Here is a 26,713-nt window from a genome sequence, read left to right on the forward strand (position 1 = left end):
GACCATGGCGCGGTAGAGGGCGCGCAACCGACTCGGCGACAGCACCTACACCAGGCAGCCCAGCCATCAGCAACTGACTGGCAGGCGGCTGAGAAGATGCTCCAGGCAACGATGCTGACTGCACGTTCGGCAGCTGACCAGCATTGATGGGTGTACTGACAGAGCATCCCAACTGGGTTCGTGACGCCGTACTGTCGTTTGCGGCTTCGACTCGCCGCTGCACTTCGAACGGAGCATCATGACCAGGAACACTGCAGGCGCCTTTGACGGCAAAGTAGCATTCGTCACTGGAGCCGCCAATGGGATCGGACGTGCGACTGCGCTCGCATTCGCTCAAAGCGGCGCGTCCTTGGCGCTCGTCGATATCGACGAGGCGGAGAACGCGGTGACGGCCGAGCTGGTGCGCGAAGCAGGTGGTCAGGCCCTGGCGATCCACGCAGACGTCGTGGTCGAGGCCGAGATCAAAGCCGCCCTCGACGAGACAGTGCGGCGATTAGGCAGCCTTGACATCGCGTTCAACAACGTAGGTCGAGATCAGGAGACCAAGCCCCTGGCCGAGGCGACCGAAGACGAGTGGCGATACATCCTCGACGTGAACCTCACCAGCATGTTCCTGTGCATGCGCAACGAGCTGCCGATAATGCTCGAGGCTGGCAGTGGCGTGATCGTCAACACCTCCTCAGGCGCCGGCCTCGTCGGGACCAAGGGCTCGGCCATGTATGCGACAGCCAAGCATGCGGTGATCGGCCTGACGCGGTCCGCGGCACTCGACTATGCCGACCAGGGAATCCGGATCAATGCCTTGGTACCTGGGATCATCGAGACCGGCATGATGTTGCGAGTTTCCGGCGGTACGGCGCACGGGCGCGCCGAAATGATCGCGCAGGAGCCGATCGGCCGCCTCGGCCGACCCGAGGAGATCGCCTCTGCGGTCTTGTGGCTCGCGTCGGAAGGCGCGAGCTTCGTAGTGGGTAGCTCCCTGGTGGTCGACGGCGGCTTCACGGCCTAGGGATATGCGGGCTAGGGCTGACTGGTCCGCCGCTCAGGAGCGACTCTTGACGGCCCAATCGATCCGGACCGCTACCTGATGGCCGACGTCGGCGATCTCGGCCGGGTCGCCGTCAAGTGTGCCGAGGCGGACCAGTCCCGGAGGTGGGACGCTTTGGCCGAGGTCGTCGTAGTACACAGCGAGTGTGGCAGTGTCCGGCCAGTAGTAGATACCCCCGGGAGTAGGCTCCAAAGTCCGCGCGACGCCGATGACGGGAACTGGACCCGGCAGCCGGGCGGACTTGGCCTGCCCCCAGGTGTCGCGGAAGTCCATCGTCAGCGGCAACCTTGCCGCGAGCTCGCGAGTTGCCGGCATGTCGTCTAAGGTCGCCGGGACTGCACGGTCGTCAAACAACAGCATCACCCGCAGGCCAGGAGTTGCGCTCAAGGCGTCGGGCGTTTGCACGCCTTGGATCGTGTCCATCCCACCGGCCGTGCCTCTACTGACTGAACACACGGTCAACAGTGCCACCAGGACGGTGGCCGGGACCGCCGGGAGCAACCGGCGGCACCATCCAGACGAAGTCGAGGTCATGCGCCAAGCTCACATGAACCTGGCGGCGTGGGAAAGTTACTGCCGATGGGTGTACTACCAGTACAACCCACGGCTCGGTGAGACGTCGTAGTGTCTGATGTGTGGACAACCGAGTCGAGGTGCGTGAGTTCCTGACCTCGCGGCGCGCCCGAATCAGCCCCGAGCAGGCCGGCCTGCCCGTCGCCGGGCAGCGCAGAGTTCCCGGGCTCAGGCGCAGCGAGGTCGCCGCGCTGGCCGGAATGAGCGTCGAGTACTACGCGAAGCTCGAGCGGGGCTCACTTGCCGGGGCGTCCGCCGGTGTTCTCGACGCTGTCGCCCGGGCCCTGCAACTCGATGACGCGGAGCGAGCTCACCTGCTTCACCTCGCGCACGAGGCCGACGGAAGCACCGCGATCCTGCGCCGTGCCCGGCACCCGAAGCACGCGTCGATACACCCAAGCCTGCAGTGGACGCTTGACGCCATTACCAGCGCGCCGGCGATCGTCGGCAACAACCGGATGGATCTACTCGCCGCCAACCAGCTGGGCCGCGCCATGTACTGCGACGTCTACGCCGACCCGGCCAGTCAACCGAACTTCGCCCGCTTCGCCTTCCTCGACTCGGCGGCGCATCGCTTCTACCCTGACTGGGAACTGGCTGCCAACATGACCGTGGCCAACCTACGCACCGCGGCGGGGAAGGATCCACACGACAAAGGCCTGCACGACCTGGTCGGCGAACTGTCCACCCGCAGTGACGAGTTCCGGCGGCGCTGGGGCGCCCACAACGTCCGAACGCACGGCACCGGGGTCAAACAGTTCCACCACCACATCGTCGGTGATCTCACCCTCGCTTACGAGAGCATGGACCTGAGGGCGGACCCCCACCTCACAATGACCGTCTACTCCGCCGAGCCCGGCTCCTCTTCCGAGGACGCGCTGCGGCTGCTCGCCTCCTGGGCAGCCTCACAAGAGGCGGCCGGCTCGACCACAAAGCTGTCCGCTGAATAGAAAGAACCCCGACCTGCTGAGGCAGGTAAGGGTTCTTCTTGTCAGAGGATTGGAGACAGCACTCGGCCCATCTCAGTTACGACGCCGGGCTCGTGTCCGTTGACCGGCAGGTTGATCACGATGCCGTCGATTCCGTGCCCGAGGATGTTGTCGGAGATGTGCTCGGCGATCTGTTTGGGAGTGCCGATGAACGCGAACTGGCGCATGTAGTCGGTCATCTGCTCTCGGACAGATGATGTTCATGTGCTCGGCGTACCGCGCGGCGAGCCGGAAGGTCTTCTTCTCGCCACCCCCGCCCAGCATGATCGGGAGGCGGTGTCTGTACCTTCGGCACTTTCACGGCCTGTTCACTGCGGTACCACCGACCGCTGAAGTCGTGGCGCTCATCGGCCAGCATAGGTGCGATTATCTGGTCGATCCCGCCGACTCGGCTTTGACTGCTTGGTCGATCACGGTCTGGAACAGCCGCTCCGGTCCTCCCGGGTAGGTGAAGTTCGGGATCTGATAGCCGAGCTTGAATGTCACTACTTCTGCTTCCCGGAGGTTGTCAGCGTGAACTCGTGCTTGCCGGCGGGACCGTCGTACTCGATGGAGTTGTCGTCGACGAAGCGGAACGGGACGGGACTGTCGATTCGCACGATGCCGTTGTCCACATCGACGTGAAGCAGCCCGTACGGTGTGGGCACGGACCCGCTCAGCTGGGTGATGCGTCCCGGCCGGGGAGCGATGCGAGCTGTTTCGTAGCCCGGGCTGCCGGGGGTGACGCCGAGGACGTACCAGATGAGGTCCTTGGTCGGGGTCGCGCTCCAGGCGTGGACCGGCGTGCCCCAGCCCCAGCACTCGCCGAAGGTGTCGTACCCGCTCTGAAGGAAGACGCTCCATCGGCGGAGCAGGTCCGGGAGCCGGTCGGCTGCTCCGCCAAGGGCGACGGCATCGTGGACGACGTAGCTGAAGAAGGGTTCGGCCAGAACGATCTCGGTGTGCGCGTCCCAGTCGATGCGGTAGATGCCGCTGGCTTGTTCGACGATCTTCTGCATGTCGTAGCCGCCGTCGGCTCCACCGATCCAGGAACGGATCACGAGCGACTCCGAGTCGGTGATGACGTCGACGATCCGGGCCCATCGCTCGCGTGGTGCAAGACCCGAGACGATCGCGGTCGCTCCCGCCGCCTGCGACATCGCCGGCTTGCGTTCACCTTCGACGATGTGGTCGACGTAGCTGCCACGTTCCTCGTCCCAGAAGTCCTCGAACCCGACCTGCGCGGCCTGGTGGAGTCCGCGCGCCCAGGTCGCCGAGGCGGTGTTGCCCACCCAGTCGGACATTTCGGCGTACTCGCGCAGTCCGCGTGCCCACAACCCGGTGATCAGCGAGGATCGGGCGCTGGAGAACACGCTGGACCAGTCGATCAGGTTCCACTCCGGGACGTCGCTGATGGTGCCGTGTTCGTCGACGAAGTTCGCGTACCACCTCAGGATCCGCTCGACGACCGGGAGCTGCTCGAGCGTCGCTTCGCGATCACCGTCGTGCCGGTACAGGTTCCAAACGCCGTGGATCCAGTGCAGAGCCCAGTCGGGGATGCTGAAACCGCCGCCGAACTCGGCTTCGCCGACGACGGTCATCGGCAGCATCCCGTCCGATCGGGGCGAGGCGCCGAGCGCTATGTAGTTGCGGGCCAGACGCCAGTCCTCATTCGCCACCAGATGAACCATCTGGTGTACGACACCGTCGCCCACCCATGCTCGCTGTTCACGAGTCGGGCAGTCGGTGAAGGCGTCGAAAGAGTTCATCTCCGTGGTGCGGATACCGGCCCGGTACAGCCTCGTGAGTTCGGCATCGCTTGACTCGAAGCGCGCACCGCCGGCGAAGGGGTAGTGGTATTCGTCGACCGCGATGTCGCGGACTTGGATCTCCCCGTCGCCGGCCGGCAGCATGAGGGAGATCCGGCGCAGGCCGTTGATGTCGATGGCTTTGTAATGGTCACCGACGCCGCGCGCGGTGTAGCTGGCGCTGGTGCGAGGTGCCGAGGCGACCGGCCCGGTGGTGGCATCGAATTCGGCTTCTTGGTAGAAGAGGTCGAGTCGTGCGCCGGCCGGAGCGTCCACACCTAGTTCGACATGCCCTGCGACGATCCGTTGGAAGTCGAACGTGACGATCGTGACGGTCTCCGGTGCGAGCGAGACCGTCAGCGGGAGCTCAGCTGGCGTCGGCGTACCCGCAACAGCGAGTTGGGCGACCACGCGTTCGGCGGGATGATCGGTCAGATCGTCGCGGAGCGGAGCTGTCTGTACGACGGCGGTCACCGGTGACACGCGTTCGCCGCCAAGGGTGCCGATCCCTCGCGGCAGCATCGATCCGTAGGGATCGACGGGCGGGCGCGACTCGGCCAGCCCGCCATGATGGCTGGCTTTGACCAGGCTGGCGGTGGTCCATCCCGAGTCGTCGAAGTCAGTAGTCGCCCATGAAGGGTCGAGCTCCCGTGCGTCGAGGAGCTCTACCGGAACCCCGGTCAGTGCGTCGTGGCCCTTGAACGCACGCCACGCGGGCGACCGGTAGGCCCGCCACCGCTCGTCGGTCACCAACCACTCGTCGCCCAGCCGTGCCTCGAGGACAAGTTGCGCATCGCGTCCCATCAGCCCGCTGGACGCAGCAGGCTGCCAGAACGAGTTGGCGTTGCCGTAGTACGTGACCAGAACCGAGATGACGTTGCGGCCGGCAACGAGGTGACTGGACACGTCGTACTCGTCGTATCTCAACCGGCGCGGCTGCGATCGGATTGGGCCGCGGCCGACCTCGGCGCCGTTGACAGACAACAGGTAGCGCGAGTCCGCGGACACCCGAAGTGGGGCGCGGTCGAGCTTCTCTCGCAGGTCGAACGTACGGCGGAACAGCACCCGGGAGAACTCCGCCGGCGGAAGGTCGCGGCCGAACCCGGTCGGACTCATCGTGAACTCGGGAAGATCGGCCACGATCCAATGACCGTGCCAGCGCACTCCGGGGAAGTCGTCGCTCATGGTCTACGGATCCTTTCCGTGAGCGGATCGCCGCTCATCTTGTTCTGCGAATTAGCTGCCAACCACCGGGCGATGCGTCCCACGGATGTGGTCGCGGCGGTCTCGTCTGGTCGATTGAGGTGGCCGTGGGCGGTCCCTGGCTCTGTGATCAGGGTGATCTTCCGCCCTGCATCCCGAAGCGACGTGGCGAAGATCTCGCCGGAAATGCTCAGATCATCGATCTCACTGTTGATCACCAGGACCGGAGGGAACCCCATCAGGTCAGCCGGGGTTGCGAGTCCGGGCGTCACGGGCAGAGGGGCGGTGTCAATTGGGCCACCGAAGTAGGTTTCGTACATCGCCCGGATCCGGGCGGGGCCGAACATCTCGCCGACCGGATGCGCCTTCAAGGCATCCTCGAGCTCCTGATCGGGCGGTGACTGCACGGCCAACAGCGAGGGATATGCGAGGACCAACGTGGACGGTAGCCCGCCTGAGTGGACTTCGAGCATCCTGAGTACGGCGCCGGTGACGAGATTCGCGCCTGCGCTCGCACCGCCAATGGACAAGCCATCAGGATCGATGCCGAGCAGTTCGCGATTGTCCCGCGCCCACGCCCAAGCGGTCAGGATGTCGTCGGATGGCCCGGGGTAGTGGAGGTCATCCGAGGCGAGGCGGTAGTCGACCGAGACGACTGTGATCCCACGCATTGCGAGTGACCTTGCCACCCAGTCGGCTTCGGGCATGTCGAGATCGCCGAATTCGAAGGCTCCTCCATGTGCCCACAGGAGCCCGATACCGGATGCGCGGGAGGCGGGATATACGCGCACAAGTCCGCCGGCGGCGGGATACGGATCAGTCTTCATATCAGCCCTTCATCGATCCAGCGGCGAGGCCGCGCATCACCCGTTGGTTCATGAACAGGTACAGCAGCAGAGTTGCCGAGATGCTGACGACGATCGCAGCGAACAACGGTCCGTAGTCGATCGAGCCGTACTGTCCGTTGAAGCTCAAGAGGCCGACCTGCACCGTACGGAGACGAGGGTTGTTGGTGAAGGTGAGCGCGAAGAGCAAGTCGTTCCACAAGAAGAAGAACTGAACAAGTCCGACGGTGAAGATGCCGTTTCGAACCATCGGGACTCCGACGCTCCAGAACATGCGAAGCGTGGAGGCGCCGTCGATCGCCGCTGCCTCGAACATTCCACGCGGCGCGGCCTTGAAGAAGGTCGCGATCATGAAGACGTTGAGCGGCAGTGTGACGGCCGTGTAGGTGATGATCAGCGGCCAGAGCGTCCCCAGGAGATGCAGCTGGAAGTACATGGTGAACAAGGGAAGTAGGATAATCTGCGCGGGCACCGTGATCCCCACCAGGAAGATCCCGAGCGTCGGGCCTCTGCCCTTCCAGACCAAGACTTCGAGGGCAAAGGCCGCTGCGGTACCGAGTGCCAACCCGATGATCAGCGCGGGTATCACTGTCAGGACGCTGTTGATCAGATAGGTGCCGAGGTTGGCCTTCGCGAACGCCTCGGTGTAGTTGCTGAGATCAGGCGTGCTTGGCAGTGCCCAGAACGGACTGCTCAGGAACTCGTCTTGTGTCTTGAACGACCCGAGGACGAGCCACACGAGCGGGTAGCAGACGATCACCAGCAGCAGTGCAACCACTATGTTCAGCGGCAGGCGGCGGAGAAACCGCGACCTGCGGTTCTTCGGCCGGCGAGTGGCGCGGTTCGTGGCGAGTTGGCGCGGGGCCGGTGCCTGGATAGTCGATGTCATGTTGATCAACTCGCGGTGAGGTGGCGGCGGGTGGACCGAAGGATGAACCACGTGACGATCAGCGAGAGAAGTGTCAATACCATGGCGATCGTGCTGCCGTATCCGTACTCGCCGAATCCGAACGCGGTCTGGAACATGTAGAGGGTCAAGGGAGTGGTCGAGCCGGCCGGTCCACCGCCGGTGAGTGCGATGATCGAGTCGAACACCTTCATCGTTCCGTTGATGCTGAAGACCAGCGCCGAAACAAGGACCGGTAGCAGCATCGGCAGGACGACGTGCCGGACGAGTTTCGACCCGGTCGCCCCATCCAGGCGAGCGGCTTCGATCATCTCTTCCGGGATGTCCATCAGTCCCGCGTAGAGCAGTACGGCGTAGAACCCCATCGAGCGCCACAGATCCATCACGAAGAGGACACCTACCGCACTGGCTGTACCGCCGAGCCAATCGATGCCCGTGCCGCCTAGCGTCTGGATGAGCGCATTCACCGGACCTTCGACCGGGGCGAGGCCGAAGACCCGCTGGAACAGCAGCGCGACCGCGACAGTCGGAAGGACCACCGGAAAGAAGACGAGGGTTCGAACAATCGTCGAACTTCGGCGCAGGTGAAACAAGTAGAGTAACGAGAGCAGATAGCCCAGGGCGACCTGGCCGATCGTCATCGCCACGGCGTAGATGGCGGTGAAGCGAAGGGCGGACCTCGCCTGAGGATCTGTGAAGAACTGGGTGTAGTTGTCGAATCCGGTGAAGGTGAATCCGCCGATCAGACCGCCGTCCATGAACGAGTAGATCGCCGACCAGACGATCGGGACGAGCATGACCGCGGTGTAGATCGCCAACGCCGGCATCACGAGTAGGGCGGTGGCCCGGCGATTCGAGAAGACGCTGATTGCCATGAGAATTCCAGTTCACTGATGCCGGCGAGGGCGATTCGGCCAGGCTCGATTCAATGGGCTACTTACCGAGTGCTGCCTGTACGGATGCCATGAAGTCGGTTCCTGACATCGACCCGTTGGCCAACTGGCCCGCGTTCTGGGTGGAGATGGTTGTGGCCTGGGAGCTGAACAGAGCCTCGAACCACAGCACCGTGCTCGGAGAGCCCTCGACCTGATCGACGACAACCCGCTGCAGCGGAGAGAGGTCATGCTTCTCGCGCATCTGCATACCGGTCAGAAGACCGGATTTTTCGAAGGCGGTGTCGCCGTAGTTCTGGGCGATGCACTTCAGCCACTCGCGGCTGGTGTCGCCGAATGCCGACTTGGCGAACATGAGTGGCTGACCGGCATTCGCCGGCATCTGGTCGATCGCCCCCGCACCGCCGGTCACCGCAGGGAACCTCATGAAGCCGATGTTGGCGGCGCCCACTTTGTTCTGCTTCGGGTCTTCGATGTTCTCGGTGATCCAGGAGCCCATATACATCATGGCCGCGCGGCCGGTGAGGAAGGTGTTGACCGTCTGGTTGTAGTCCGCGGAAGCGACCGCCTTTCCGAAAACACCCTCCGCACCGAGCTTGGCGATCTGATCGGCTGCGGCGACGTATTGCGGATCGGTGAGCTTCGCGTTGCCGTCCGCAACTTTGCGCATTGCATCCGGACCGAGTGCACGGAAGATATAGGCGCCGAGCCATCGCGTGATGCCCCACCCAGGATTTGCGCCGTTCTGCGCGATCGGCTGCACCCCGGCCGCCTGGAACTTGTCAACGGCAGCGAGGAACTGGTCCCACGTCGTGGGAACAGCGATGCCGTGCTGGGCGAAGATCTGCTTGTTGTACCAGATGCCCTCGATGTTGAGCTGGACCGGCAGGGCATACAGGTCGTTCGAGCCGTAGTACTGCTGAACGAGCGAACTCGCGGCCGGTAGTACCGCGTCCTTCAGGCCGGCGTCGTTCAGCACCTGCGACACGTTCACGAGCGCATCGGCGTCGATGAACTTGCGGCCGAGATCGGGTGTTCCAGGGCTCAGGAACGTGCTGGGGAGCCCGTTCTGGCTCAGCAGAAGCTGGAGCCGCTGGTCGTACTGATCCTGCGGGGCGGCGTCGAGCGTCAGCGGCGCGGATGTGTTCTGAGCTTGGCAATCACCGGTGCTCAGCGAGTTCAGGGTGTTGATGACATCGGTCGTCGCAGTCAGTGTCAAACCGCTGAACTTGCCGTCGCCGTTGCCGCCTGCCCCCTGTGAGCCACCGCCGGCGCAGGCGCTGATCGCGAGCAGGCCGCTGATAACGAGGCTCAGTCCGGCAATGCCCTTGCGTGTGATGAATCGGCTGACCACATCTCCTCCTGGCAGTGAGAACCCCGACGCTGAAAGTGAAACGTGAATCGTTTCAGATGCCGTCACGATACGAGCCTGGCCAAGATCCGATCAATGGGACAAGGGTGTACTGACAGTGCATGCTTGCCGGAGACAGCGGACCCGAATCATCCATTGAATCGTCACAATTCAGAACCGGGCGAAGACAGGTGCCTTCGGCAACTATACGTACCGCCTCGACCCCGCCGTGCAGCGGAGTGGAGGCGGTCTTGACGAGCCGGGTGCGCTCTTATTGAAGCGCGACGGCGAGATCCGCGGGGATGCCGATGGCCTTCGTCTCCACGAAAGGCTCGAGCCCTTCGGGGCCGAACTCCCGGCCCAGCCCGCTGGCTTTCACCCCGCCCATGGGCGCGTGGAAGCCGGCGGGGTTTCCGTTCAGCTCGACGGTGCCGGTGTGGATCTGGGCGGCCACCCGGAGACCCCGATCGATGTCGGTCGTGAACACTGATCCATTCAGCCCGTACTGAGAGTTGTTTGCGATCGCGATCGCGTGATCCTCTGCGTCGTACGGAATCACCGACAGGACGGGCCCGAAGATCTCCTCCTGGGCGATGGTCGCGTCGGGATCGACATTGGCAAAGATCGTCGGTTCGACGAACCATCCGTGGTCGAGGTCGGCAGGTCTTCCACCGCCGCGTACGAGACGTGCCCCCTCACCGAGGCCGGCCTCGATGTAGCCCTCGACTCGGGCGCGCTGCCTCTGGCTGACGAGCGGGCCGATGTGTGTTGCTGGGTCGTTCGGATCACCGACCGGCATCGAGTCGACAAGTGCGTCGAGCCGCTCGAGCAGCTCCGTCTGCCGTGGCCGAGGAACGACAAGCCTCGTTTTGAGACTGCAGATCTGACCATTGTTCCGGAATGCACCCAGCCGCAGGGCGGACACCGCGATGTCGAGGTCGGCGTCGTCAAGAATGACAGCGGCCGACTTTCCGCCGAGCTCCAGCGTTACCTTGCGCAGGTCTCGGCCGCAAATCTCGGCAATTCGCCGGCCTGCGGCGCTGGACCCGGTGAAGGTGACCTTGGCGACGTCCGGGTGGGACACAAGGTACTCACTGATCGCACGGTCGGCCGGGACAACGTTGACGACGCCCGGCGGCAGACCGGCCTCGATGAGCAACTCTGCCACCAGGTAGGCGTCGAGCGGAGTCTCGGGGGCTGGTTTGAGCACGACTGTGCACCCGGTGAGCAGGGCCGGGATGACCTTTTGGATCGTCAGGGAGAGAGGCACGTTCCACGGCACCACACCAGCGACCACGCCAACCGGCTCTCTCGTCACCAGGGCCTGGCCGCCCCTGGAGTGGCGGATCTCCCGGAACGGGTAGGCCGCTGCCACCTCAAGGTACGACTCCAGGATTCCGACCGGGTTGGTGACCTGGATGTTCTGCGACTGGGTGATCGGGCAACCCATCTCGTCCGTGATGAGCTGGGCGAACTGGTCGCTGTGCTTGACCAAGAGGTCGCGCAGCCGGGCCACGATCGCCATGCGGTCGGCGAGGCTCATCGCCGGCCATGGACCTGACTCGAATGCTCGCCGCGCCGCGCCGACCGCGCGGTCGACGTCCTCCCGAGACGCTGACGGTACTGAGGCGATGGGCTTCTCGGTCCACGGCGAGACCACTTCGATGCGCTCCTGTGCGACCGCCGGCACCCACTGTCCGTCGATGAAGAGCGTCTCGTGGCTCGTGAGTAGATCGGTGGTCATGGATGCTGCACTCCCGGCTGGAAAGATCGGTTGCGGGCTCAGATCGGTCGCTGGGGCGTGCGTACGCCGCTCCTCCGCCGATCCGCCAGTCTGATTATTGTCAGACTATATTGCGTGACGCAAGAGTTGCTCGCCATCTCAGTCAGCGCGGCTGACTCTGCTTTCGGTGCCAGTTGATGACCGACTGGAGGCCCTCGTCGAGGGTGGTCTCGGGTGCGAACCCGAGGACCTCTCTCATCCGGCCCTGGCTCACCCGCTGGTACCGGGTGCGTTCGCTCTTCCACTCGATCTGGGACGGGTCGTGCCCGTACAGCTCCACGATCCGGCTGCAGAACGTCTCGGCCGTGACCGGCGCTCCGACGACGTTCACAGCCAGGCCCGTCTGCGCCGCGCTCAACGATGCCACGATCGCTTTGGCGACGTCGTCGATGTAGACGAAGGAGTGGACCGAGTCTCTGGCCCAGGACACGATCGGTCGCTCGCTCCGGTCGAGCGCGTGGAGGATCTCCACGGACAAGCTGCCGTTCGACCCGGGGCTGACTCGTGGGCCGTAGATGGGGCCGATCCGCAGGGCGATGTACTCGGGACCGCCCAGCCCTGCGAAGGCTTCGAGGTAGGCCTCGCTCGCCAGCTTGGTTGCGGCGTACATGTTGATGCCTTGGGGCACCCACGGCCTGTCTTCTCTGACCGGTTCCGTGGCCGGGTCCTGGTACGGGCCGTAGATGGTGTTCGTCGAGCCGAACACGAACCGGCGGACGCCGTGCTTCGTGGCCGCAGACAGCAGGTCGTATGTCGTGCCGACGTTGATGTCGTGAGCGTCTTTTGGTCGCTTCTTCGCCGCCTGGGTGCGCACCGCGGCCAGATGCACGATGGCATCGGTCTCGGACACCACTGACTCGAGTGCATCGGTGTCACGCAGGTCCATGGCGCGGAAGTCGACCGCGGGCAGCGATGCCAGCTCGCACAAACGCGGTGACTCCACGACGTCGAGCGCAATCACACGGTGGTCCGTCGTACCTGCCAGCATCTCGACGACCCGAGATCCGACGAACCCTGCGGCGCCAGTCACGAGCACCCTCGCCGTCACGGGATCGGGCACCGGCGTTGCTGCTTGCGACATCTGTTCGTTCCTCTCGTGCGAGCGACAGTCTTCACAATAGCGCTAACGTCTGACAGTATGCGAGGTGTGGCGGCGGGACTTACGCGCCCAGATCCGCCGGCTCGCGGCCGATGATGGACGGCCAGCTGAGGAGCCCGGCATGTGACAGGGATGGACATGACGGAAGGACGATGTGATGGACACGATCGGCTTCATCGGAGTCGGCGCGATGGGCTCGTCGATTGCCAGCCGGATAGTGGCCGGCCATCAACTGCTGGTCAACGACAGCAATCCGGAAGCGGCAGCAGACCTGGTCGCAGCCGGCGCCCGGTTCGCGACGCTGGCAGAGATCGCCGAGGAGTGTCGAACGATCTTCCTGTGCCTTCCCGGTCCAGCGCAGGTGAAGGAGTTGCTGCTCGGCCCGGACGGTTTGGGAGAAGAGTTGGTTCCGGGGACCGTGATCATCGACACCACCACGAGCACACCCACAGTGGACGCCGAGGTGCTCGCTGAGCTCAAGGGTCGTGCGGTGACGTACGTCGACTCCCCGATCGCCGGTGGTGTTCGACGTACGCGCGAGGGCACAGCGACGCTCATGGTCGGCGCCGATCCGGACGTCTTCGCCCGGGTGGAGAAGCTGCTCAGCGAGGTGACGACAGAGGTGGTCAATGTCGGCCCCACCGGCGCGGGCCACGCCATGAAGCTGGTCAACAATCTGCTCAATGCCTGCAACCGGTTCGCCGCGCTGGAGACTATCCGTCTGGGCGTTGCGGCTGGGATGAAGCAGGAGGTCGTGGTCGATGTCATCAACAAGTCGAGCGGCCGCAACTACGCCACGGAGTACACCTATCCCCAACTGCTCTCCGGTGACGCCTACAAGCCGCAAGGGTTCACGCTGGAGTTGATGCTCAAGGACATCCGGCTGGCCACGGAACTCGCCGAGTCCCTCGGGCATCAGACCCCGGTCGGCAAGCTCGTCCAGGGGTTCACCGAGTTCGCGATCGAGCGGTTCGGTCCTTCTGCCGATCAGAGCCAAATGATGGCCGAGTGGTACGAGAACTGACCGGAAGACCTGGCGAACGGAAGAGGAATCATTGTGGATCTGAATCTCGGCGGAAAGACCGCCTTGATCTCCGGAGCAAGTGCGGGCATCGGTCGGGTGACGGCAAAGACCTTGGCCCGTGAGGGCGTCCAGACAATCGTGGTGGCGCGCCGCGCGCAGGCGCTCGAGGAGCTCGCCGACGAGATCCGTGCCGAGGGCAACAAGGCGCCTGTGCTGATCGTGGATGACCTGCTGGACGACGGCTCGTTCGACCGTATCGTCGCCCACGTCATGGGGCAGTTCGGTGGCGTGGACATCGTCGTCAACAACCTCGGTCAGGCGAGGCCTTTCGACCTGGACACTACCGAGGAGGAGTGGGCGGAGGCCTTCCGTCTGAACTTCGTGACTCCTCGACGACTGACGACGCCCTTCATTGCCGGCATGCGAGAGCGAGGCTTCGGTCGTGTCGTCAACTTGACCGCGACCTCGGAACCGCAGCACGTCAGCGGGTCGTTGACCTCCAAGGCGGCCGTCCTGATGTGGGCGAAAGGCCTGTCCCGTGTGGTCGCCAAGGACGGTGTGACGGTCAACTGCGTCTCGCCTGGTTATTTGCTCACGGATCAGATCCGGAACAACTTCATCCCCCAGTTCCTGCCGACCGAAGAGGAACAACAGGTCTGGCTCGACCGGGAAATCCCGGCCGGCAGGTTTGGAGACCCGGCCGACGCGGCCAACCTGATCACGTTCCTCTGCTCCCCGCTGGCCGGATACATCACCGGACAACGGGTGTACGTCGACGGCGGATGGAATCGACACGTCTGAAGGCGCAAGCCCTTCGTCCGGAGCGGCAAGCTAGATGCCGAAATCGGTCTACCCGAGGGCGCCGGTGATCTCGCTGACGTCGTCAATCGTCTCCAGGTCACGACACATGGCGATGATGGTCTCCACTTGATCGGCGGACGGTTTCCGGGCTGCAAGGGCCGCGCAGTCGCGGAACTTCTGCGCGAGGTCGCTCCACGGCGTCGGCCTGGTCACGCTTCCCGGATAGCCGGATCCGATCTTTGAGAAGCGGCGTCCGTCATTCGTGATCACCTCGACACGCCCCGGAGGCAGTTCGAGCTTCCAGTCGAGAGAGGCGTCCGCCACAGGAAGAATCTTCGCTGCAACGGCCCGAACGCGATCGTCGTCGAGCCCGGCTGCGGTGAAATGCTCGACCTTGACCGATCGGTGTACGGCGGCGAGGGCGAGCAGGAACGGGAGGCTGAATTTGGCGTCGACCAGCGTCTGTGGCGCCTGCCTTGTGGCCAACGGCGTGCACATCAGTTGGTGGTAGTCCCCGACGTAGACCCGGATCTCGCGGAGATCTTCACCGGCGAGGGCGTTCTCCGACATGAGTTCGATCATCGCGTGGATATGGCTGTGCGAAGTTCCGACCGACGGCCAAAGCTTGTACAGAGTGCCCGCGCCGCGGTACTCGTGCCCGAGGCCGGCGAGCATCGGCTCTCGATCGTAGTGGCCTCCGAAGTATGTGTTGAAGACGCCGTACGGGCCCTCGAACAGTTGGTCCACACCGGTGAGGCCGCGTTCGGCCAACAGCGTCGCGGTCACAGCGCCGCGGGCGGAGAAGCCGGCGTAGACGGCGCGGAGGTCGCTGCCGGTTCCGGCCAGCACCTCGGCGAGGCCCGCCGACTGCTGGCTTGCAATACCGAGCGCGTGCTGCACCGCTCTGCCTGGCATGCCGAGGATCCGCGATGCGGCGGCAGTCCCAGCGTAAATGCCAATCGCGCTGGACAGGTTCCAGTCCTTGCGCCACCCGACATGGCAGCGAAGACGGGCGAAAATGTCCTGGCCTGCGGCGACGGCCGCGATCAGGGAAGGGCCGCTGACGCCTCCCTTGCGCTCGGCGACAGCGATGGCCGCGGGCACCACCGAGCTCGATGCGTGTTGACCCCACGGCGTCTGATCGTCGAAATCGAGGCAGTGGGCCAGGGCTCCGTTGGCGAACGCGGCGTTCGCTGCCGGGACTCGTTGGCCCAGGCCCCAGATCACCGCTTCGCCGGGACCGCCGTCATCGGCGACGAGGTCAAGCATGGCTTGGACCGCGGGCTCGGTGCCGCTCGCCGCAACGGAAACACCGACGGTGTCGAGGATGCTCATCTTCGCCGCCTCGATCGCAGGATCGGGCAGCGCATCGATGGTGGTCTCGGCTGCCATGGCTGCGAAGTCGTACGAGAGATCCCGTTCGCGCTCGGTCATCCAGTGCCTCATCTCTTCCGGCTACTACTTCACAATACCGTTACCGTCTGACAGTATGCGCCATGTGAAGTTGAGTCACCTCGATGGCAACCCTTGGAGCTTGATATGACGTCCGATGCCGCAAGCTTCTCCGGCAAGGTCGCTTTCGTCACCGGAGCGTCGAGCGGGATCGGCCGGGCGACGGCGCTCGCCTTCGCGCGCGCCGGAGCCTCCGTCGCGGCAGTTGATATCGACGAGGTAGGCGTGGCCGAGACCGTGCGCGAGATTGCGGAGTTCGGTGGAGCCGCCGTGGCGCTGACCTGTGACGTGAGCTCCGAGGGCGACGTGAAGGCAGCGGTCAAGGGCACCATCGAGGCGTTCGGCCGGCTCGACGCAGCCTTCAACAACGCCGGCATCGAACAGCCCGTCGCGCCGCTGGCCGAGATCGGTGCCTCTGACGCCGACCGGCTGATCGCTGTCAATCTCAAGAGCGTGTTCTTGTGCATGCAGAGCCAGGTGCCCGAGATGCTTGCCCGCGGTGGCGGAACGATCGTCAACACCGCCTCCGGTGCCGGCGTCGCCGGCTTCGCCGGTCAGTCGATCTACTGTGCGACCAAGTTCGGAGTGGTCGGCATGACGAAAGCCGCGGCGCTCGACTATGCCCCCCTCGGCGTGCGAATCAATGCCATCTGTCCAGGCATCGTTCAGACCCCGATGATGGACCGCTTCACCGGAGACACCGACGAGGGCCGGGCCCGCGTCGTAGCCCAAGAGCCGATCGGCCGGATGGGTGCACCGGGGGAGATCGCTGATGCGGTCCTCTGGTTGTCCTCGGACGCGTCTTCGTTCGTCGTAGGCCACGCGATGGTTGTCGACGGGGGCCAAACGGTCTGACGAGTTCCGGCCGACAGAAGTCGAACTACGAAGGTAAAGAAGGAAGACAAAATGTCCGACCTCGAGGGCAAGAACGTTCTCATCACCGGCGCGCTGGGCACTATCGGGCAGGCCCTGGTCGCTCGTTACGCGCAGGAGGGCGCCAACATCATCGCGCTCGACGTACCCGACGCGCCCGATGCTCAGCAGACCTTGGATCGCATCGCCGAGGGCATCCGGTTCTTCGGCGCCGACCTGAACGACCTGGCCACTCTGGAGAACAAGGCGACTGCTCTGGCCGACGAGGTCGGCGGGATCGACGTGTTGGTCAACAATGCTGCGTTGGTGATCTTCAAGCAGCACGACCAGTTCACCATCGAGGAGTACGAAAAGCAGGTCCGGGTGAACTCCTCGGCCGTCTTCGTCTTGTCGCGTGTCTGCTCACAGCACATGAAGGCCAAGCGCTACGGCAAGATCGTCAACATCACCTCTCTGACGCTGACCGGTCGTTGGGAGGGGTACGTGCCCTACATCGCCTCGAAGGGCGCCATGTACGGCCTCATCAAAGGCATGGCCAGAGAGCTCGGCGAGCACTTCATCAACGTCAACGGCATCTCGCCTGGCGCGGTCCTGTCGCAGGCGGAGTTCCGTGATCGCGGTGACAAGCGCGAGGAGTACCACCAGTGGATCCTCGAGAATCAGAGCATGAAGCGTCGGATCGAGGCGTCCGACATCGCGAACTTGGCGGTGTTCCTGTCGACGTCCCAGTCCGACCTGATCACGGGCCAGAACATCCAGGTCGACGGCGGCTGGTAAGCCAGAACGCGCCGATCGCGCAGCCGGGGAGCCGCAAGCGACTTTCGTCGCCGCGCTCCCCGGCTGCTTCATCGTCACCCCCGACGCGGTACCCAACGTCGCTTTGCCATCCATCGGACATCGTCCTTGACTGGCTGTAAGATGTCAGACATATTAAAGCCATGTCGAGTCTCAGAGCGATCGTCACCGGTGCGAGCCGTGGACTGGGGGAGGCGATCGCCCGCGACCTTGCCGCGAAAGGGGTTCGCGTGGTGCTTGCCGGCCGCTCGGTCGACGACCTGCACAGGGTGCGCAAGGAGATCGAGTCCGCTGGTGGTCGTGCGCTGGTGCAACCAACCGACGTGACCGACGCCGACTCGGTGGCGCGTCTGTTCGATGCCGCCGTCGCCGAGTTCGACGGCGTCGACGTACTGGTCAACAACGCCGGAATCACGGCGCAGGTCAATCTCGTCGACCTCGACGAAGCGGATTGGGATCGCATCTTCGACACCAACGTGCGCGGGATGTTCCTGTGCAGCCGCGAGGCGGGTCGCCGGTTTGCTGAATCCGGCAAGGGACGAGCGATCAACGTCGCCTCGGTGTTCGGCCTCGTCGGACGTCCTGGGTTCTCCGCCTACTGCGCTTCCAAAGGCGCTGTCATCAACTTCACCCGTTCCGTTGCAGCGGAATGGGCGCGGTTCGGCGCCCAGATGAACGCCGTGGCGCCGGGTTACTTCGCTACGGACATCAACGCAGACCTGCGCCAAGACGGGGTGGCCATGGCAAAGGTCCTCCGCCGTATCCCCGCCTACCGCATGGGCCGACCTGAGGAGCTTGCCAACATCGTGACGTATCTAGCCATCGCAGCGCCAGACTTTCTCACCTGGCAGACCATCGCCGTCGACGGCGGAGAGTCGAGCGTCTGAGGATGGGAGCTCGTGACGTGAGGGACGTTGTCATCTGCGAACCGGTGCGGACGCCGGTAGGCCGTTACGGCGGCATGTTCAAGGACGTCCCGGTGACGACCTTGGCGTCCACAGTCGTCTCCGGGCTGGTGGATCGCACCGGGATCACCGCTGAGCACATCGACGATGTGATCTTCGGCCAGGGCTACGCCAACGGAGAAGCCGCAGCGATCGGTCGGATCGCCGTGCTCGACGCCGGCCTCGCTGTCACCGTGCCCGGCCTGCAGATCGACCGGCGCTGCGGCTCCGGTCTGCAGGCAGTGCTGTACGCCTGCATGCAGGTCGCGACCGGCGGATCCGACCTGGTGCTCGCCGGTGGCGCCGAGAGCATGAGTCAGGCGGAGTACTACGTGCCGAACATGCGATGGAACTCCGGCGGTGCGCCGCGCATGCTCGACCGTCTCGCGCAGCCGCGCACCAACTCCGGCGGGTGGCGCTACCCGGTTGAGGGCGGGATGATCGAAACGGCCGAGAACGTCGCACGTGAGCACGGAATCGGCCGTGAGGAGCAGGATGAGTGGGCGGTTCGGTCCCACGCCCGGGCGGTGGCGGCGATCGAGGCCGGTCTCTTCGACGACGAGACGATCCCGGTCGTCGTCCCGCGGCGTAAGGGCGATCCGCAGACGATCACGCGGGATGAGCACCCGAGGCCGGGGACGACCGTCGACGCGCTCGCCAAGCTGACGCCGATCCTGGCCGCCTCACTGCCCGGCGCGACGGTCACGGCCGGCAACTCCAGCGGTCAGAACGATGCTGCTGCCGTGGCCATCGTGACCACCGCGGCGAAGGCCGAGGCTCTTGGCCTTCGACCGTTGGCGCGGCTGGTCAGTTGGGCCTTGGCCGGCGTCGAGCCCCGCCTGATGGGCATCGGGCCTGTACCCGCGGCCCAACGGGCTCTCGACCGAGCGGAACTGTTGTGGGCGGACATCGACCTGATCGAGCTCAACGAGGCGTTCGCCGCGCAGGTACTCGGATGTTTCCGCGGCTGGGGGCTGACTGATGCCGATCTCGAACGGGTGAACGTCAACGGATCCGGCATCTCACTCGGCCACCCGATCGGCGCGACCGGCGGTCGCATCCTGGCCAATCTCTTGCGGGAGATGGATCGGCGCGAGGCGCGCTACGGCATGGAAACCATGTGCATCGGCGGGGGCCAAGGCCTGGCCGCGGTCTTCGAGCGGGTCGCCTGACATGCCGCGGATCCTCTACCTCAGCATGTCGCGCGAGGAGTACTCACCGAACTACTTCCCGTTCCTGCGCTCCTACATAGAGCAGGTGAAGTCTCCGGAAACCGAGGTGGACCTTCGAGGCACCCGGGTCGGCCGCATCGACAGCTTCCGGTTCTTCGAGACCCTCGACTGGATCTCCATCCTCGACTCCGTCGTCGGCGCGGAGCAGGAGGGGTACGACGCCGTTGCGATCGGCAACATCTTGGACCCCGCGCTCCGCGAGGCGCGGTCGATGGTCGACATCCCTGTGCTCGGCCTCGGTGAGACCTCGATGCTGACCGCTTGCATGATGGGAAGCACGTTCGCCCTGGTCGGCGTGAACCCTTACTTCGGCGGGCGCTTCGAGGAGAACGTGGCCAAATATGGCCTCAAGGAGCGCCTGGCGAGCATCGAGTGCATGGGGCTGACTCCGCATGAGCTCGACGCCTGTTTCTCCGACGAGAGTGGTCGGGACAAGGCCATCGAGTCGTTCACCGAGGCCGCCCGTGCTTCTCTCGCGAAGGGGGCGGAGGTGGTGATTCCGGCCGGCGGTCGGCTGACCGCGTTCCTGAACGCGGTCGGCATCCGCGAGGTCGACGGCGCGCCGTTGCTGGACGGCACGGTCTCCCTCGTCGCCGCCACCGAGGCCGCGATCCGTATCCGAGAGCAGTCCGGGTCGTTCGTGAGCCGGCGCCGTCTGTATGCGAAAGCCGCCGAGAGCTCGATCCGCCAGGCGGCCGTCGAGTACGCCGAGGGCTACAACCTCCCCGCCCTCGGGCGCATCGCCACCGACCTGACCGACTCCGAGAAGGAATGATCCGATGAGCTTCGATTACCCGCTCAGCAAGCAGGAGAACTTCGTCTCGAACCTCGACCGTCTCCGCGATATCGCACCCGACGTCGCGACTGCTTTCCGCGCGCTTCGCGTCGCGGCGGATGCATCCGGGCCACTGGATGCCAAGCAGATCGAGCTCACTCTCCTCGCGGGCTTCGCGGCGACGGGGAATGAGGGCGGGTTTCGCGTGCACTGCACCCGCCTGGTGCAGGCCGGCGGCAGTCTCGCCGAGATCGAGCAGCTCGTGATTCTTCTCCTCGGGACGAGCATCGGCCTTGCGCCCGCGGTCGCAGCGCTGGGGTGGGCGCACGACGAGCTGAGGTAGCGCGGGCGGCGGGGCCCGGATCGTCTGATCTCTCTGGATGACTTGGAGGCAAGTGGTGGAACACTTCGGACAGCTCTACATCGACGGCGAGTGGGTCGTGCCCTCCGGCCAAGGCGCGCGGACCCTCATCGACCCGACGTTCGAGGAGCCGTGGGCCACCGTGACGTCGGGGGCCGGGGTGGCCGACGTCGACCGAGCCGTCGCCGCGGCCAAACGCGCCTTCGAGACCTTCTCGAGGACGTCCGTAGACGACCGGATCGCACTGATCGACCGCATCATCTCCGCGTATGAGCGTCGCGAACAGGAACTGGCGCAGCTCATCGCGCAAGAGGTGGGTGTGCCGGTCTCGTTCAAGGCGCAGGTGACCGGCCCAGCCGGGCACATGAAGGTCGCCCGCGACCTTATCCGTGACTACGCCTTCGAGCAGCAGCTCGCCGACACGATTGTCCGGCGGGAGCCTATCGGTGTGTGCGCACTGATCTCGCCGTGGAACTGGCCCATCCAGACCTCTGTGATCAAGGTGATCTACGGCATCGCCGCCGGCTGCACAGTGGTACTCAAACCCTCGGACGCCTCGCCGGCGTCGGGTGTTGCCCTGGCCGAGGTGATGGACGAGGCCGGCACTCCGCCGGGTGTCTTCAACCTCGTGATCGGCCGCGGCAGCGTCGTGGGCAACGCCCTGTCGAGCCACCCCGACGTGGACATGATCTCGTTCACCGGTTCGACTGACGCGGGCATCAAGGTCGGCGAGTCGGCGGCGCAGACCGTCAAGCGGGTGTGCCTGGAGTTGGGCGGCAAGTCGGCGAACGTCGTACTGACCGATGGAAACCTGGAGAAGGCCGCCCGCTGGAACATCCAGCGCGGCTTCTCCAACACCGGCCAGTCCTGCCATGCCCCCAGCCGGCTCCTTGTGCACGAAAGCCAGGTCGAGGACATCGTTCCTTTCCTCATCGAGGAGATCGGCCGGATGCGGGTGGGTGATCCGCGTGATCCGATCACCACCCATGGACCGCTCATTCACGCCGAGCAGTTCGACAGCGTGCAGAACCACATCGCGGTCGGTCTGAGGGAGGGCGGTCGCCTCGTTACCGGGGGACTGGGCCGGATGGACGGCTTCGAGCGTGGCTTCTTCTGCAAGCCGACCGTGCTGGCTGACGTGACACCCGACATGACGCTGGCCAAGGAGGAGATCTTCGGCCCTGTCCTGGTCGTCATGCCGTACGCGACCGAGGAGGAGGCGCTGGCCATCGCCAACGATTCGATTTTCGGTCTCGGCGGTTACGTCTTCAGCCAGGACCGCAAGCGCGGTTACGAGTTCGCCTGCGGTCTGCGCGCGGGACGGATCGCGTTCAACGGCGCCAACACCAACTCGTTCACCCCGATGGGCGGCTACAAGCAGTCCGGTGTCGGTCGGTCGATGGGTGTGCTCGGGCTGGAGGAGTACCTCGAGGTCAAGTCGATCTACGGCTTCGAGGAAGAGGCTCGCGCATTTCCGCCGCTCGCCTAGGCGGCCTCGTCACTGTCGCACCACGAGGAGAGGACCTCATGTCAGACAACCCTGAGACCCGCGTCGCCCTGGTTGTGGGCGCAGGATCCGGTATCGGACGCGCCACCGCGCTCAAGCTCGCCGCATCCGGGCTCCGCGTCGTCGCGGCCGACCTGAACGACGAGGCAGTCGCCAAGCTGGCTGCCGAGCACGAAGACATCGTGAGCCTGGGCGAGTCCTGGGACGCGATCAGCGCGACGGAGTGCCAGCGGCTCGTCGCCGCCACAGTCGCAGAGACCGGCCGCATCGACCACGTCGTGTCGACCGTCGGCTGGACCGCGATCACTCGCTTCCTCGAAGAGTCGCCCGAGTACTGGCGCCGGATCATCGACGTCAATCTGATGTCCGCGATCTACCTGAGCGCCGCCGCCGGCGAGGCCATGCGTGAGACGGGCGGCACCATCGTGCTCACCAGCTCCGAGGCGGGCATGGTCGGCCAGTCCGGCGAGGCCGTGTACTCGGCGGCGAAGGGCGGCATCGTGGCGTTGGCCAAGGCGCTGGCCCGGGAATGGGCACGCTACTCGATCCGCGTCAACGTGGTGGCGCCGGGCGTTACCGAGACTCCGCTGCTCGAGAGCCAGGGCGGCGAGGCGCTTCTCGCCAGCGTCGTGCGTGCCATCCCGCTGCGGCGGGCGGGTCGCCCGGAGGAGATCGCCGACGCGATCGCCTACCTCAGCTCGGACGAGGCGAGCTACGTCACCGGCCAGACGCTCTGCGTCGGCGGCGGTCTGACGATGAGCTCCTGACCAGCGGCCCATCCACTCAACGCACTCCGTGACACCAGCGGACTACAGGACGAGGCGACAACGATGCAGGACAAGACGATCATCATCACCGGCGGATCGCGCGGCATGGGTCAACGCCTTGCGCTGAAGCTCGGCGCCGAGGGCGCGAACGTCGTGGTCAACTATCGGCGCGACGACGCGGCGGCCAAGCTGACCGTCGCGGACATCGAAGCGGTCGGTGGCACCGCGATCGCCGTACAGGCCGATGTCGCAGACACCGCCGCTGTCGAATCCATGGTCGACAAGGTCGTCGACCGGTTCGGCACGATCGACGTCGTCGTCGCCAACGCCGCAGCGAGCGCCTTCAAGCCGCTGATGCAGATCCGCGGTCACCACATCGAGAAGACGATGGGCATCACCGTGCAGGGCTTCCTCGACCTGGTCCGCGCGAGCGTGCCGCACATGCCGCGGGGCAGCCGGGTGCTGGCTGTCAGCGGATGGGACAGCTTCCGCGCCCTCCCCGGGCACGGACTGCTGGGCGCAGGAAAGGCCGCCATGGAAACGATCGTGAAGTACCTGGCGATCGAGCTCGCCGCCGAAGGCGTGACGGCTGTCGGCGTGTGCCCGGGGCCGATCGACACTGATTCGTTCCGCTACTACGCGGGCGAGGCGTGGGACGACTACGCGAAGCAGTGGCTCGCGCAGACGCCGTCGGGCGCCTACCCGACGCCCGACGAAGTCGCCGAGGTGATGGCATTCCTGTGCTCGCCGCGGAGCGCCGCGATCAACGGGCAGACGATCGTGGTGGACGGCGGTCTGTCGCTGGCGACCATGCCGATCGGGTTCGGTCAGAGCTGATGTCGTCCAGCGTGCATCGCTCGGCGGTCGCCCAGACCGTCGTACAACTGATGAGCCAGGTTCAACGCCGACCCGCCGGAGATGTCGCGGTCGAGGATGTCGCGGGACTCCGCCGCATGACCATCGGCGAGCTCGCCGAGTCCTCAAACCGGCTGGCCAACGTCTTCTTGGGCCTCGGGCTGCAGCCGGGCAACCGCGTCGTGTATGTCGCGCAGAACCATGTCGAGTACGTCGTCCTGGAATTCGCTCTGCTGAAGGCCGGACTCGTCAAGGTGCCGCTGAACCATCGGCTTGCCCCGCAGGAGTTGCGACGCTGTATCGAACTGGCCGAGGTACGGCTCGTCGTCGCCGACGGCCAGTCGGCACTCTCGTTGGACGAGGTGTTGGAGGAACCCGAGATCCTCAAGGTCGTCATCGGTGGCCAGCGCGCGGGATGGCTCACCTTCGACGACCTGGTGGCACAGGGCGCCCCGGCCGCTGTGCAGGTGCCGGTCGGCCCGGACGACCTGTACCACATCCGTTTTAGCTCCGGCTCGACGGGACGTCCCAAGGGAATCGCCATTTCGCATCGCGGTGCGCGGGCGGCGATCCTCGGAAACACCTGGGTCATGAGCAGCAGCGGGCCGGTGGCGACGCCACGAACGCTGCAGGTCGCGCCTTTCGTGTACGCCGGCGGGTGGAGCGTCATGCCGACATTGCTCTGCGGCGGCACCAATGTGGTCATGGATCGGTTCGACGCAGACCAGACCCTCGACGTGATCGCCGACCGGGGGATCACCTGGATGTTCGCGGTGCCGACGATGCTGCGTCGCATGAGTAGTTCCTCGGTGCTGCCGAAGTTGCGGTCCTCGTCGCTGTCCTGCCTGATGCTCGCTGGTGAGCCGGCTGCGCTGCCGGCCCTCGAAGTGGTGGGCGAACACACCGATGCGCTCATCCAGTGCTGGGGACAAACCGAGGCACCTGCCTCGACCACCTTGCTGTCGCGCGCGGAGATGCGACAACCGGAGCTGTGGTCGTCGATCGGCCGCCCGGTGCCGGGAGTGGAGTTCGCCATCCTCGACGGCGGCGTGGTCCTCGACCGCCCTGAGCCCGGGACCGTCGGGGAGCTCGTCATCCGTACACCCAGTGTCGCCACGACACTTCTGGGAGCTGAGTCCGAGCACGAGGAACGGCTGCTCGCCGACGGGTGGTGGCGGACCTCCGATCTCGGCCACGTGGACGAAGCCGGCCGCCTCTACATCGTCGGCCGGGCCAGCGAGACGATCATCACCGGTGGAACGAACATCCATCCGGTCGAGATCGAGCGCGCCTTCGAGTCGCACCCAGATGTCCGCGAGGCCGTGGTGGTCGGGGTGCCGGACTCGGACTGGGGCGAGACCCCGGCTGCCTACGTGCATGTCGCAAAGTTGTCGCCGGCAACGGGCGACGTCCTCGAGGGCTGGCTCAAAGAACAGTTGGCCGGTTTCAAGCGGCCCCGTCACATCTTCTTGTCGGCAGATGCGATCCCCAGGGCATCGGGTGAGTCGAAGATCGCTCGCGGAGACATCAAGCAGTTGGTGCGCGGCTGGGTCGAAAAGCCCGAGAACCTGCCGGCCAACGTGACAAAGGTGGTGACATCACGTGGATGATCTCGACGTCAGCCGCGCTGACGGCATCGGCACGGTGCGACTGAACCGGCCGGAGCGCGGTAACTCGGTGACTCCCGATGTGGTGACCCGCATGGGTGACGCAGTCCAGGACCTCGCCGAGTCGGAGGACATCGGGGCCGTCGTGCTCACCGGCACCGGCTCGGTGTTCTGTGCGGGAGCCGATGTCCGCGAGATGTTCGATGTGTACCACGCCGAGGGATCGGACGGCCTGATGGACTATCTGGCCGAGGTGTGGATGCCCGCGGTGCAGCGAACGGTGCGGCTCCTGTGGAACGCCCCCGTGGCGGTCATCGCGGCGTACAACGGCGCTGCCACCGCGGGCGGGCTCGACTTCGGCCTGTCCTGCGATGTGCGCATCGCGGCAACCAGCGCCAGGTTCGCCGAGAGCTACGTCAACCTGGGCATGGTTCCGGTCGCCGGTGGCGCCTACCTGCTTCCTTCGCTGATCGGAATCGCGCCCGCGTCGCGGATGATCGCGACCGGCGAGTTCATCTCGGCCGAGGAGGCGTTGGCGCTGGGGATGATCAGCGAAGTGTGTGCGGACGATCGCCTGGCGGCGCGGGCGACAGAGGTTGCCCGGGACATGATGCACGGTCCGGCTGCGACGTACGCGCGCGCCAAGAAGGTCGCTCGCGCGGCGGGCAGCCGTGAGCTGGAGGCCGCGCTCGACGAGAGCCTTGCTGCGAACATCGACTTGCTGGCGCGACCGGAGGTGCGGGCGCGCGTGCTGGCGGTCATGGAGCGGTACAGCCTGTCCCGCGGGCGTACAACAGACGTCGGTTGAGCTGGCTGCTCGCCCCTGTGAGTAGCTGGTTCGTGCGTCTCATGGTGGCGACTGCCGCGTCGCAGTTGGTCGTGTTCGCACTGCGACCCGTACTGACTTATCAAGCGCTCTCGCTGCACGCATCGACGGCCCAACTCGGCCTGCTGGTCACCTCGTTCTCAGTGGTGTCGCTCGTGGCCGCCATTCCGGTCGGCCGGGGAATCGACCGTCGCGGAGAACGCGGATACCTCCTTGCGGGGGCGGCGATGCTCCCGTTTGCGGTCCTGGGCATGCTCGCAGCGGACCGCCTTGAGCTGCTCATGGCGGCGAGCGCAGCGCTGGGCCTCGGGCAGCTCCTCACGATGATCGCCTGTCAGACGATCATCGCCAACGGTCGCGAGGCCGGCCGACGCCTCTCGGCGGGACGGCGATGAGATTGCAGATGGCGGGCAATC

Annotated in this window: 26 protein-coding genes; 16 read left to right on the top strand and 10 right to left on the bottom strand. The window is 65.3% G+C overall.

Features of this window, described 5'->3' with window-relative positions; translation table 11 throughout:
* The first annotated feature begins 238 nt into the window (after positions 1 to 238).
* The gene (locus tag EV643_RS09305) at positions 239 to 1,009 is read left to right on the top strand and encodes a glucose 1-dehydrogenase (RefSeq protein ID WP_133799572.1); all 771 of its coding nucleotides are present in this window, start codon (positions 239 to 241) and stop codon (positions 1,007 to 1,009) included.
* A gap of 33 nt (positions 1,010 to 1,042) precedes the next feature.
* Here the strand turns inward: EV643_RS09305 and EV643_RS09310 are convergent, their stop codons facing one another.
* Entirely contained in the window at positions 1,043 to 1,582 is a 540-nt protein-coding gene (locus EV643_RS09310) for a cyclophilin-like fold protein (protein ID WP_370452245.1), read from the bottom strand.
* Between the two features lie 101 nt (positions 1,583 to 1,683).
* Between EV643_RS09310 and EV643_RS09315 the strand changes: the two genes are divergently transcribed.
* Positions 1,684 to 2,571 (top strand): helix-turn-helix transcriptional regulator, encoded by an 888-nt coding sequence (locus tag EV643_RS09315; RefSeq protein WP_133799574.1) that lies wholly within the window; start codon positions 1,684 to 1,686, stop codon positions 2,569 to 2,571.
* A gap of 41 nt (positions 2,572 to 2,612) precedes the next feature.
* Here EV643_RS09315 and EV643_RS44765 read toward each other — a convergent pair whose 3' ends face one another.
* The 8 genes from EV643_RS44765 to EV643_RS09355 form a co-directional block, all read right to left on the bottom strand.
* The gene (locus EV643_RS44765; protein ID WP_202869467.1) at positions 2,613 to 2,789 is read right to left on the bottom strand and encodes a hypothetical protein; all 177 of its coding nucleotides are present in this window, start codon (positions 2,787 to 2,789) and stop codon (positions 2,613 to 2,615) included.
* 306 nt (positions 2,790 to 3,095) lie between these two features.
* The gene (locus EV643_RS09325; protein WP_133799575.1) at positions 3,096 to 5,582 is read right to left on the bottom strand and encodes an alpha-L-rhamnosidase-related protein; all 2,487 of its coding nucleotides are present in this window, start codon (positions 5,580 to 5,582) and stop codon (positions 3,096 to 3,098) included.
* Positions 5,579 to 6,427 (bottom strand): alpha/beta hydrolase, encoded by an 849-nt coding sequence (locus EV643_RS09330; RefSeq protein WP_133799576.1) that lies wholly within the window; start codon positions 6,425 to 6,427, stop codon positions 5,579 to 5,581. The genes EV643_RS09325 and EV643_RS09330 overlap by 4 nt, the downstream gene beginning before the upstream one ends.
* A gap of 1 nt (position 6,428) precedes the next feature.
* On the bottom strand, positions 6,429 to 7,334 hold the full coding sequence (locus EV643_RS09335; RefSeq protein WP_133799577.1) for a carbohydrate ABC transporter permease: 906 nt from the start codon (positions 7,332 to 7,334) through the stop codon (positions 6,429 to 6,431).
* Between the two features lie 5 nt (positions 7,335 to 7,339).
* Entirely contained in the window at positions 7,340 to 8,227 is an 888-nt protein-coding gene (locus EV643_RS09340; protein ID WP_133799578.1) for a carbohydrate ABC transporter permease, read from the bottom strand.
* A gap of 58 nt (positions 8,228 to 8,285) precedes the next feature.
* Positions 8,286 to 9,665 (bottom strand): ABC transporter substrate-binding protein, encoded by a 1,380-nt coding sequence (locus EV643_RS09345; RefSeq protein ID WP_166665377.1) that lies wholly within the window; start codon positions 9,663 to 9,665, stop codon positions 8,286 to 8,288.
* A gap of 202 nt (positions 9,666 to 9,867) precedes the next feature.
* Complete coding sequence (locus EV643_RS09350; RefSeq protein WP_133799580.1) at positions 9,868 to 11,340, bottom strand: aldehyde dehydrogenase; 1,473 nt, start codon at positions 11,338 to 11,340, stop codon at positions 9,868 to 9,870.
* Between the two features lie 142 nt (positions 11,341 to 11,482).
* The gene (locus tag EV643_RS09355; protein ID WP_133799581.1) at positions 11,483 to 12,460 is read right to left on the bottom strand and encodes an NAD-dependent epimerase/dehydratase family protein; all 978 of its coding nucleotides are present in this window, start codon (positions 12,458 to 12,460) and stop codon (positions 11,483 to 11,485) included.
* Between the two features lie 175 nt (positions 12,461 to 12,635).
* Here EV643_RS09355 and EV643_RS09360 point away from each other — a divergent pair, with 175 nt between their 5' ends.
* Together EV643_RS09360 and EV643_RS09365 are read left to right on the top strand one after the other, a co-directional pair.
* Positions 12,636 to 13,502, top strand: coding sequence for an NAD(P)-dependent oxidoreductase (locus tag EV643_RS09360; RefSeq protein WP_202869468.1), 867 nt, complete (start codon positions 12,636 to 12,638; stop codon positions 13,500 to 13,502).
* 33 nt (positions 13,503 to 13,535) lie between these two features.
* Positions 13,536 to 14,303, top strand: coding sequence for an SDR family NAD(P)-dependent oxidoreductase (locus EV643_RS09365; RefSeq protein ID WP_133799583.1), 768 nt, complete (start codon positions 13,536 to 13,538; stop codon positions 14,301 to 14,303).
* A gap of 48 nt (positions 14,304 to 14,351) precedes the next feature.
* On the opposite strand, the gene EV643_RS09370 is transcribed toward EV643_RS09365, so the two are convergent.
* Positions 14,352 to 15,737: an MmgE/PrpD family protein gene (locus EV643_RS09370; protein WP_133799584.1), complete on the bottom strand. Its 1,386-nt coding sequence runs from the start codon at positions 15,735 to 15,737 to the stop codon at positions 14,352 to 14,354.
* A 105-nt stretch (positions 15,738 to 15,842) separates the two neighbouring features.
* Between EV643_RS09370 and EV643_RS09375 the strand changes: the two genes are divergently transcribed.
* From EV643_RS09375 to EV643_RS09430, 12 genes are all read left to right on the top strand, one after another.
* Positions 15,843 to 16,610 (top strand): glucose 1-dehydrogenase, encoded by a 768-nt coding sequence (locus EV643_RS09375; protein ID WP_133799585.1) that lies wholly within the window; start codon positions 15,843 to 15,845, stop codon positions 16,608 to 16,610.
* Between the two features lie 51 nt (positions 16,611 to 16,661).
* Complete coding sequence (locus EV643_RS09380) at positions 16,662 to 17,405, top strand: SDR family oxidoreductase (RefSeq protein ID WP_133799586.1); 744 nt, start codon at positions 16,662 to 16,664, stop codon at positions 17,403 to 17,405.
* A 161-nt stretch (positions 17,406 to 17,566) separates the two neighbouring features.
* On the top strand, positions 17,567 to 18,310 hold the full coding sequence (locus EV643_RS09385; protein WP_133799587.1) for an SDR family NAD(P)-dependent oxidoreductase: 744 nt from the start codon (positions 17,567 to 17,569) through the stop codon (positions 18,308 to 18,310).
* A gap of 17 nt (positions 18,311 to 18,327) precedes the next feature.
* The gene (locus EV643_RS09390; RefSeq protein ID WP_238165468.1) at positions 18,328 to 19,539 is read left to right on the top strand and encodes an acetyl-CoA C-acetyltransferase; all 1,212 of its coding nucleotides are present in this window, start codon (positions 18,328 to 18,330) and stop codon (positions 19,537 to 19,539) included.
* Between the two features lies 1 nt (position 19,540).
* Positions 19,541 to 20,374, top strand: coding sequence for an aspartate/glutamate racemase family protein (locus tag EV643_RS09395; protein ID WP_133799589.1), 834 nt, complete (start codon positions 19,541 to 19,543; stop codon positions 20,372 to 20,374).
* Positions 20,375 to 20,378: 4 nt separating this feature from the next.
* Positions 20,379 to 20,717, top strand: coding sequence for a carboxymuconolactone decarboxylase family protein (locus EV643_RS09400; protein WP_133799590.1), 339 nt, complete (start codon positions 20,379 to 20,381; stop codon positions 20,715 to 20,717).
* A gap of 55 nt (positions 20,718 to 20,772) precedes the next feature.
* Positions 20,773 to 22,224, top strand: coding sequence for an aldehyde dehydrogenase family protein (locus EV643_RS09405; protein ID WP_133799591.1), 1,452 nt, complete (start codon positions 20,773 to 20,775; stop codon positions 22,222 to 22,224).
* Positions 22,225 to 22,262: 38 nt separating this feature from the next.
* On the top strand, positions 22,263 to 23,009 hold the full coding sequence (locus EV643_RS09410; RefSeq protein ID WP_133799592.1) for an SDR family NAD(P)-dependent oxidoreductase: 747 nt from the start codon (positions 22,263 to 22,265) through the stop codon (positions 23,007 to 23,009).
* A 63-nt stretch (positions 23,010 to 23,072) separates the two neighbouring features.
* Positions 23,073 to 23,846 carry an SDR family oxidoreductase gene (locus EV643_RS09415; RefSeq protein WP_133799593.1) on the top strand — a complete coding sequence of 258 codons (774 nt, stop codon included), beginning with the start codon at positions 23,073 to 23,075 and terminating at the stop codon, positions 23,844 to 23,846.
* Positions 23,846 to 25,474, top strand: coding sequence for a class I adenylate-forming enzyme family protein (locus tag EV643_RS09420; protein ID WP_133799594.1), 1,629 nt, complete (start codon positions 23,846 to 23,848; stop codon positions 25,472 to 25,474). The genes EV643_RS09415 and EV643_RS09420 overlap by 1 nt, the downstream gene beginning before the upstream one ends.
* A complete protein-coding gene (locus tag EV643_RS09425; RefSeq protein WP_133799595.1) occupies positions 25,467 to 26,279 on the top strand; it encodes an enoyl-CoA hydratase/isomerase family protein in 813 nt (270 codons plus the stop codon). The genes EV643_RS09420 and EV643_RS09425 overlap by 8 nt, the downstream gene beginning before the upstream one ends.
* Complete coding sequence (locus EV643_RS09430; protein WP_133799596.1) at positions 26,276 to 26,692, top strand: MFS transporter; 417 nt, start codon at positions 26,276 to 26,278, stop codon at positions 26,690 to 26,692. The genes EV643_RS09425 and EV643_RS09430 overlap by 4 nt, the downstream gene beginning before the upstream one ends.
* Positions 26,693 to 26,713: the final 21 nt, after the last annotated feature.

The sequence above is a fragment of the Kribbella caucasensis genome, assembly GCF_004361855.1.
GTDB lineage: Bacteria > Actinomycetota > Actinomycetes > Propionibacteriales > Kribbellaceae > Kribbella > Kribbella caucasensis.

Coding starts and splice junctions, on each gene's coding strand:
- EV643_RS09380 (WP_133799586.1), top strand. CDS start 16,662: ATGTCCGACCTCGAGGGCAAGAACGTTCTCATCACCGGCGCGCTGGGC.
- EV643_RS09395 (WP_133799589.1), top strand. CDS start 19,541: ATGCCGCGGATCCTCTACCTCAGCATGTCGCGCGAGGAGTACTCACCG.
- EV643_RS09415 (WP_133799593.1), top strand. CDS start 23,073: ATGCAGGACAAGACGATCATCATCACCGGCGGATCGCGCGGCATGGGT.
- EV643_RS09370 (WP_133799584.1), bottom strand. CDS start 15,737: ATGACCGAGCGCGAACGGGATCTCTCGTACGACTTCGCAGCCATGGCA.
- EV643_RS09375 (WP_133799585.1), top strand. CDS start 15,843: ATGACGTCCGATGCCGCAAGCTTCTCCGGCAAGGTCGCTTTCGTCACC.
- EV643_RS09420 (WP_133799594.1), top strand. CDS start 23,846: ATGTCGTCCAGCGTGCATCGCTCGGCGGTCGCCCAGACCGTCGTACAA.
- EV643_RS09400 (WP_133799590.1), top strand. CDS start 20,379: ATGAGCTTCGATTACCCGCTCAGCAAGCAGGAGAACTTCGTCTCGAAC.
- EV643_RS09310 (WP_370452245.1), bottom strand. CDS start 1,582: ATGACCTCGACTTCGTCTGGATGGTGCCGCCGGTTGCTCCCGGCGGTC.
- EV643_RS09325 (WP_133799575.1), bottom strand. CDS start 5,582: ATGAGCGACGACTTCCCCGGAGTGCGCTGGCACGGTCATTGGATCGTG.
- EV643_RS09305 (WP_133799572.1), top strand. CDS start 239: ATGACCAGGAACACTGCAGGCGCCTTTGACGGCAAAGTAGCATTCGTC.
- EV643_RS09330 (WP_133799576.1), bottom strand. CDS start 6,427: ATGAAGACTGATCCGTATCCCGCCGCCGGCGGACTTGTGCGCGTATAT.
- EV643_RS09360 (WP_202869468.1), top strand. CDS start 12,636: ATGGACACGATCGGCTTCATCGGAGTCGGCGCGATGGGCTCGTCGATT.
- EV643_RS09385 (WP_133799587.1), top strand. CDS start 17,567: ATGTCGAGTCTCAGAGCGATCGTCACCGGTGCGAGCCGTGGACTGGGG.
- EV643_RS09335 (WP_133799577.1), bottom strand. CDS start 7,334: ATGACATCGACTATCCAGGCACCGGCCCCGCGCCAACTCGCCACGAAC.
- EV643_RS44765 (WP_202869467.1), bottom strand. CDS start 2,789: ATGACCGACTACATGCGCCAGTTCGCGTTCATCGGCACTCCCAAACAG.
- EV643_RS09350 (WP_133799580.1), bottom strand. CDS start 11,340: ATGACCACCGATCTACTCACGAGCCACGAGACGCTCTTCATCGACGGA.
- EV643_RS09355 (WP_133799581.1), bottom strand. CDS start 12,460: ATGTCGCAAGCAGCAACGCCGGTGCCCGATCCCGTGACGGCGAGGGTG.
- EV643_RS09340 (WP_133799578.1), bottom strand. CDS start 8,227: ATGGCAATCAGCGTCTTCTCGAATCGCCGGGCCACCGCCCTACTCGTG.
- EV643_RS09410 (WP_133799592.1), top strand. CDS start 22,263: ATGTCAGACAACCCTGAGACCCGCGTCGCCCTGGTTGTGGGCGCAGGA.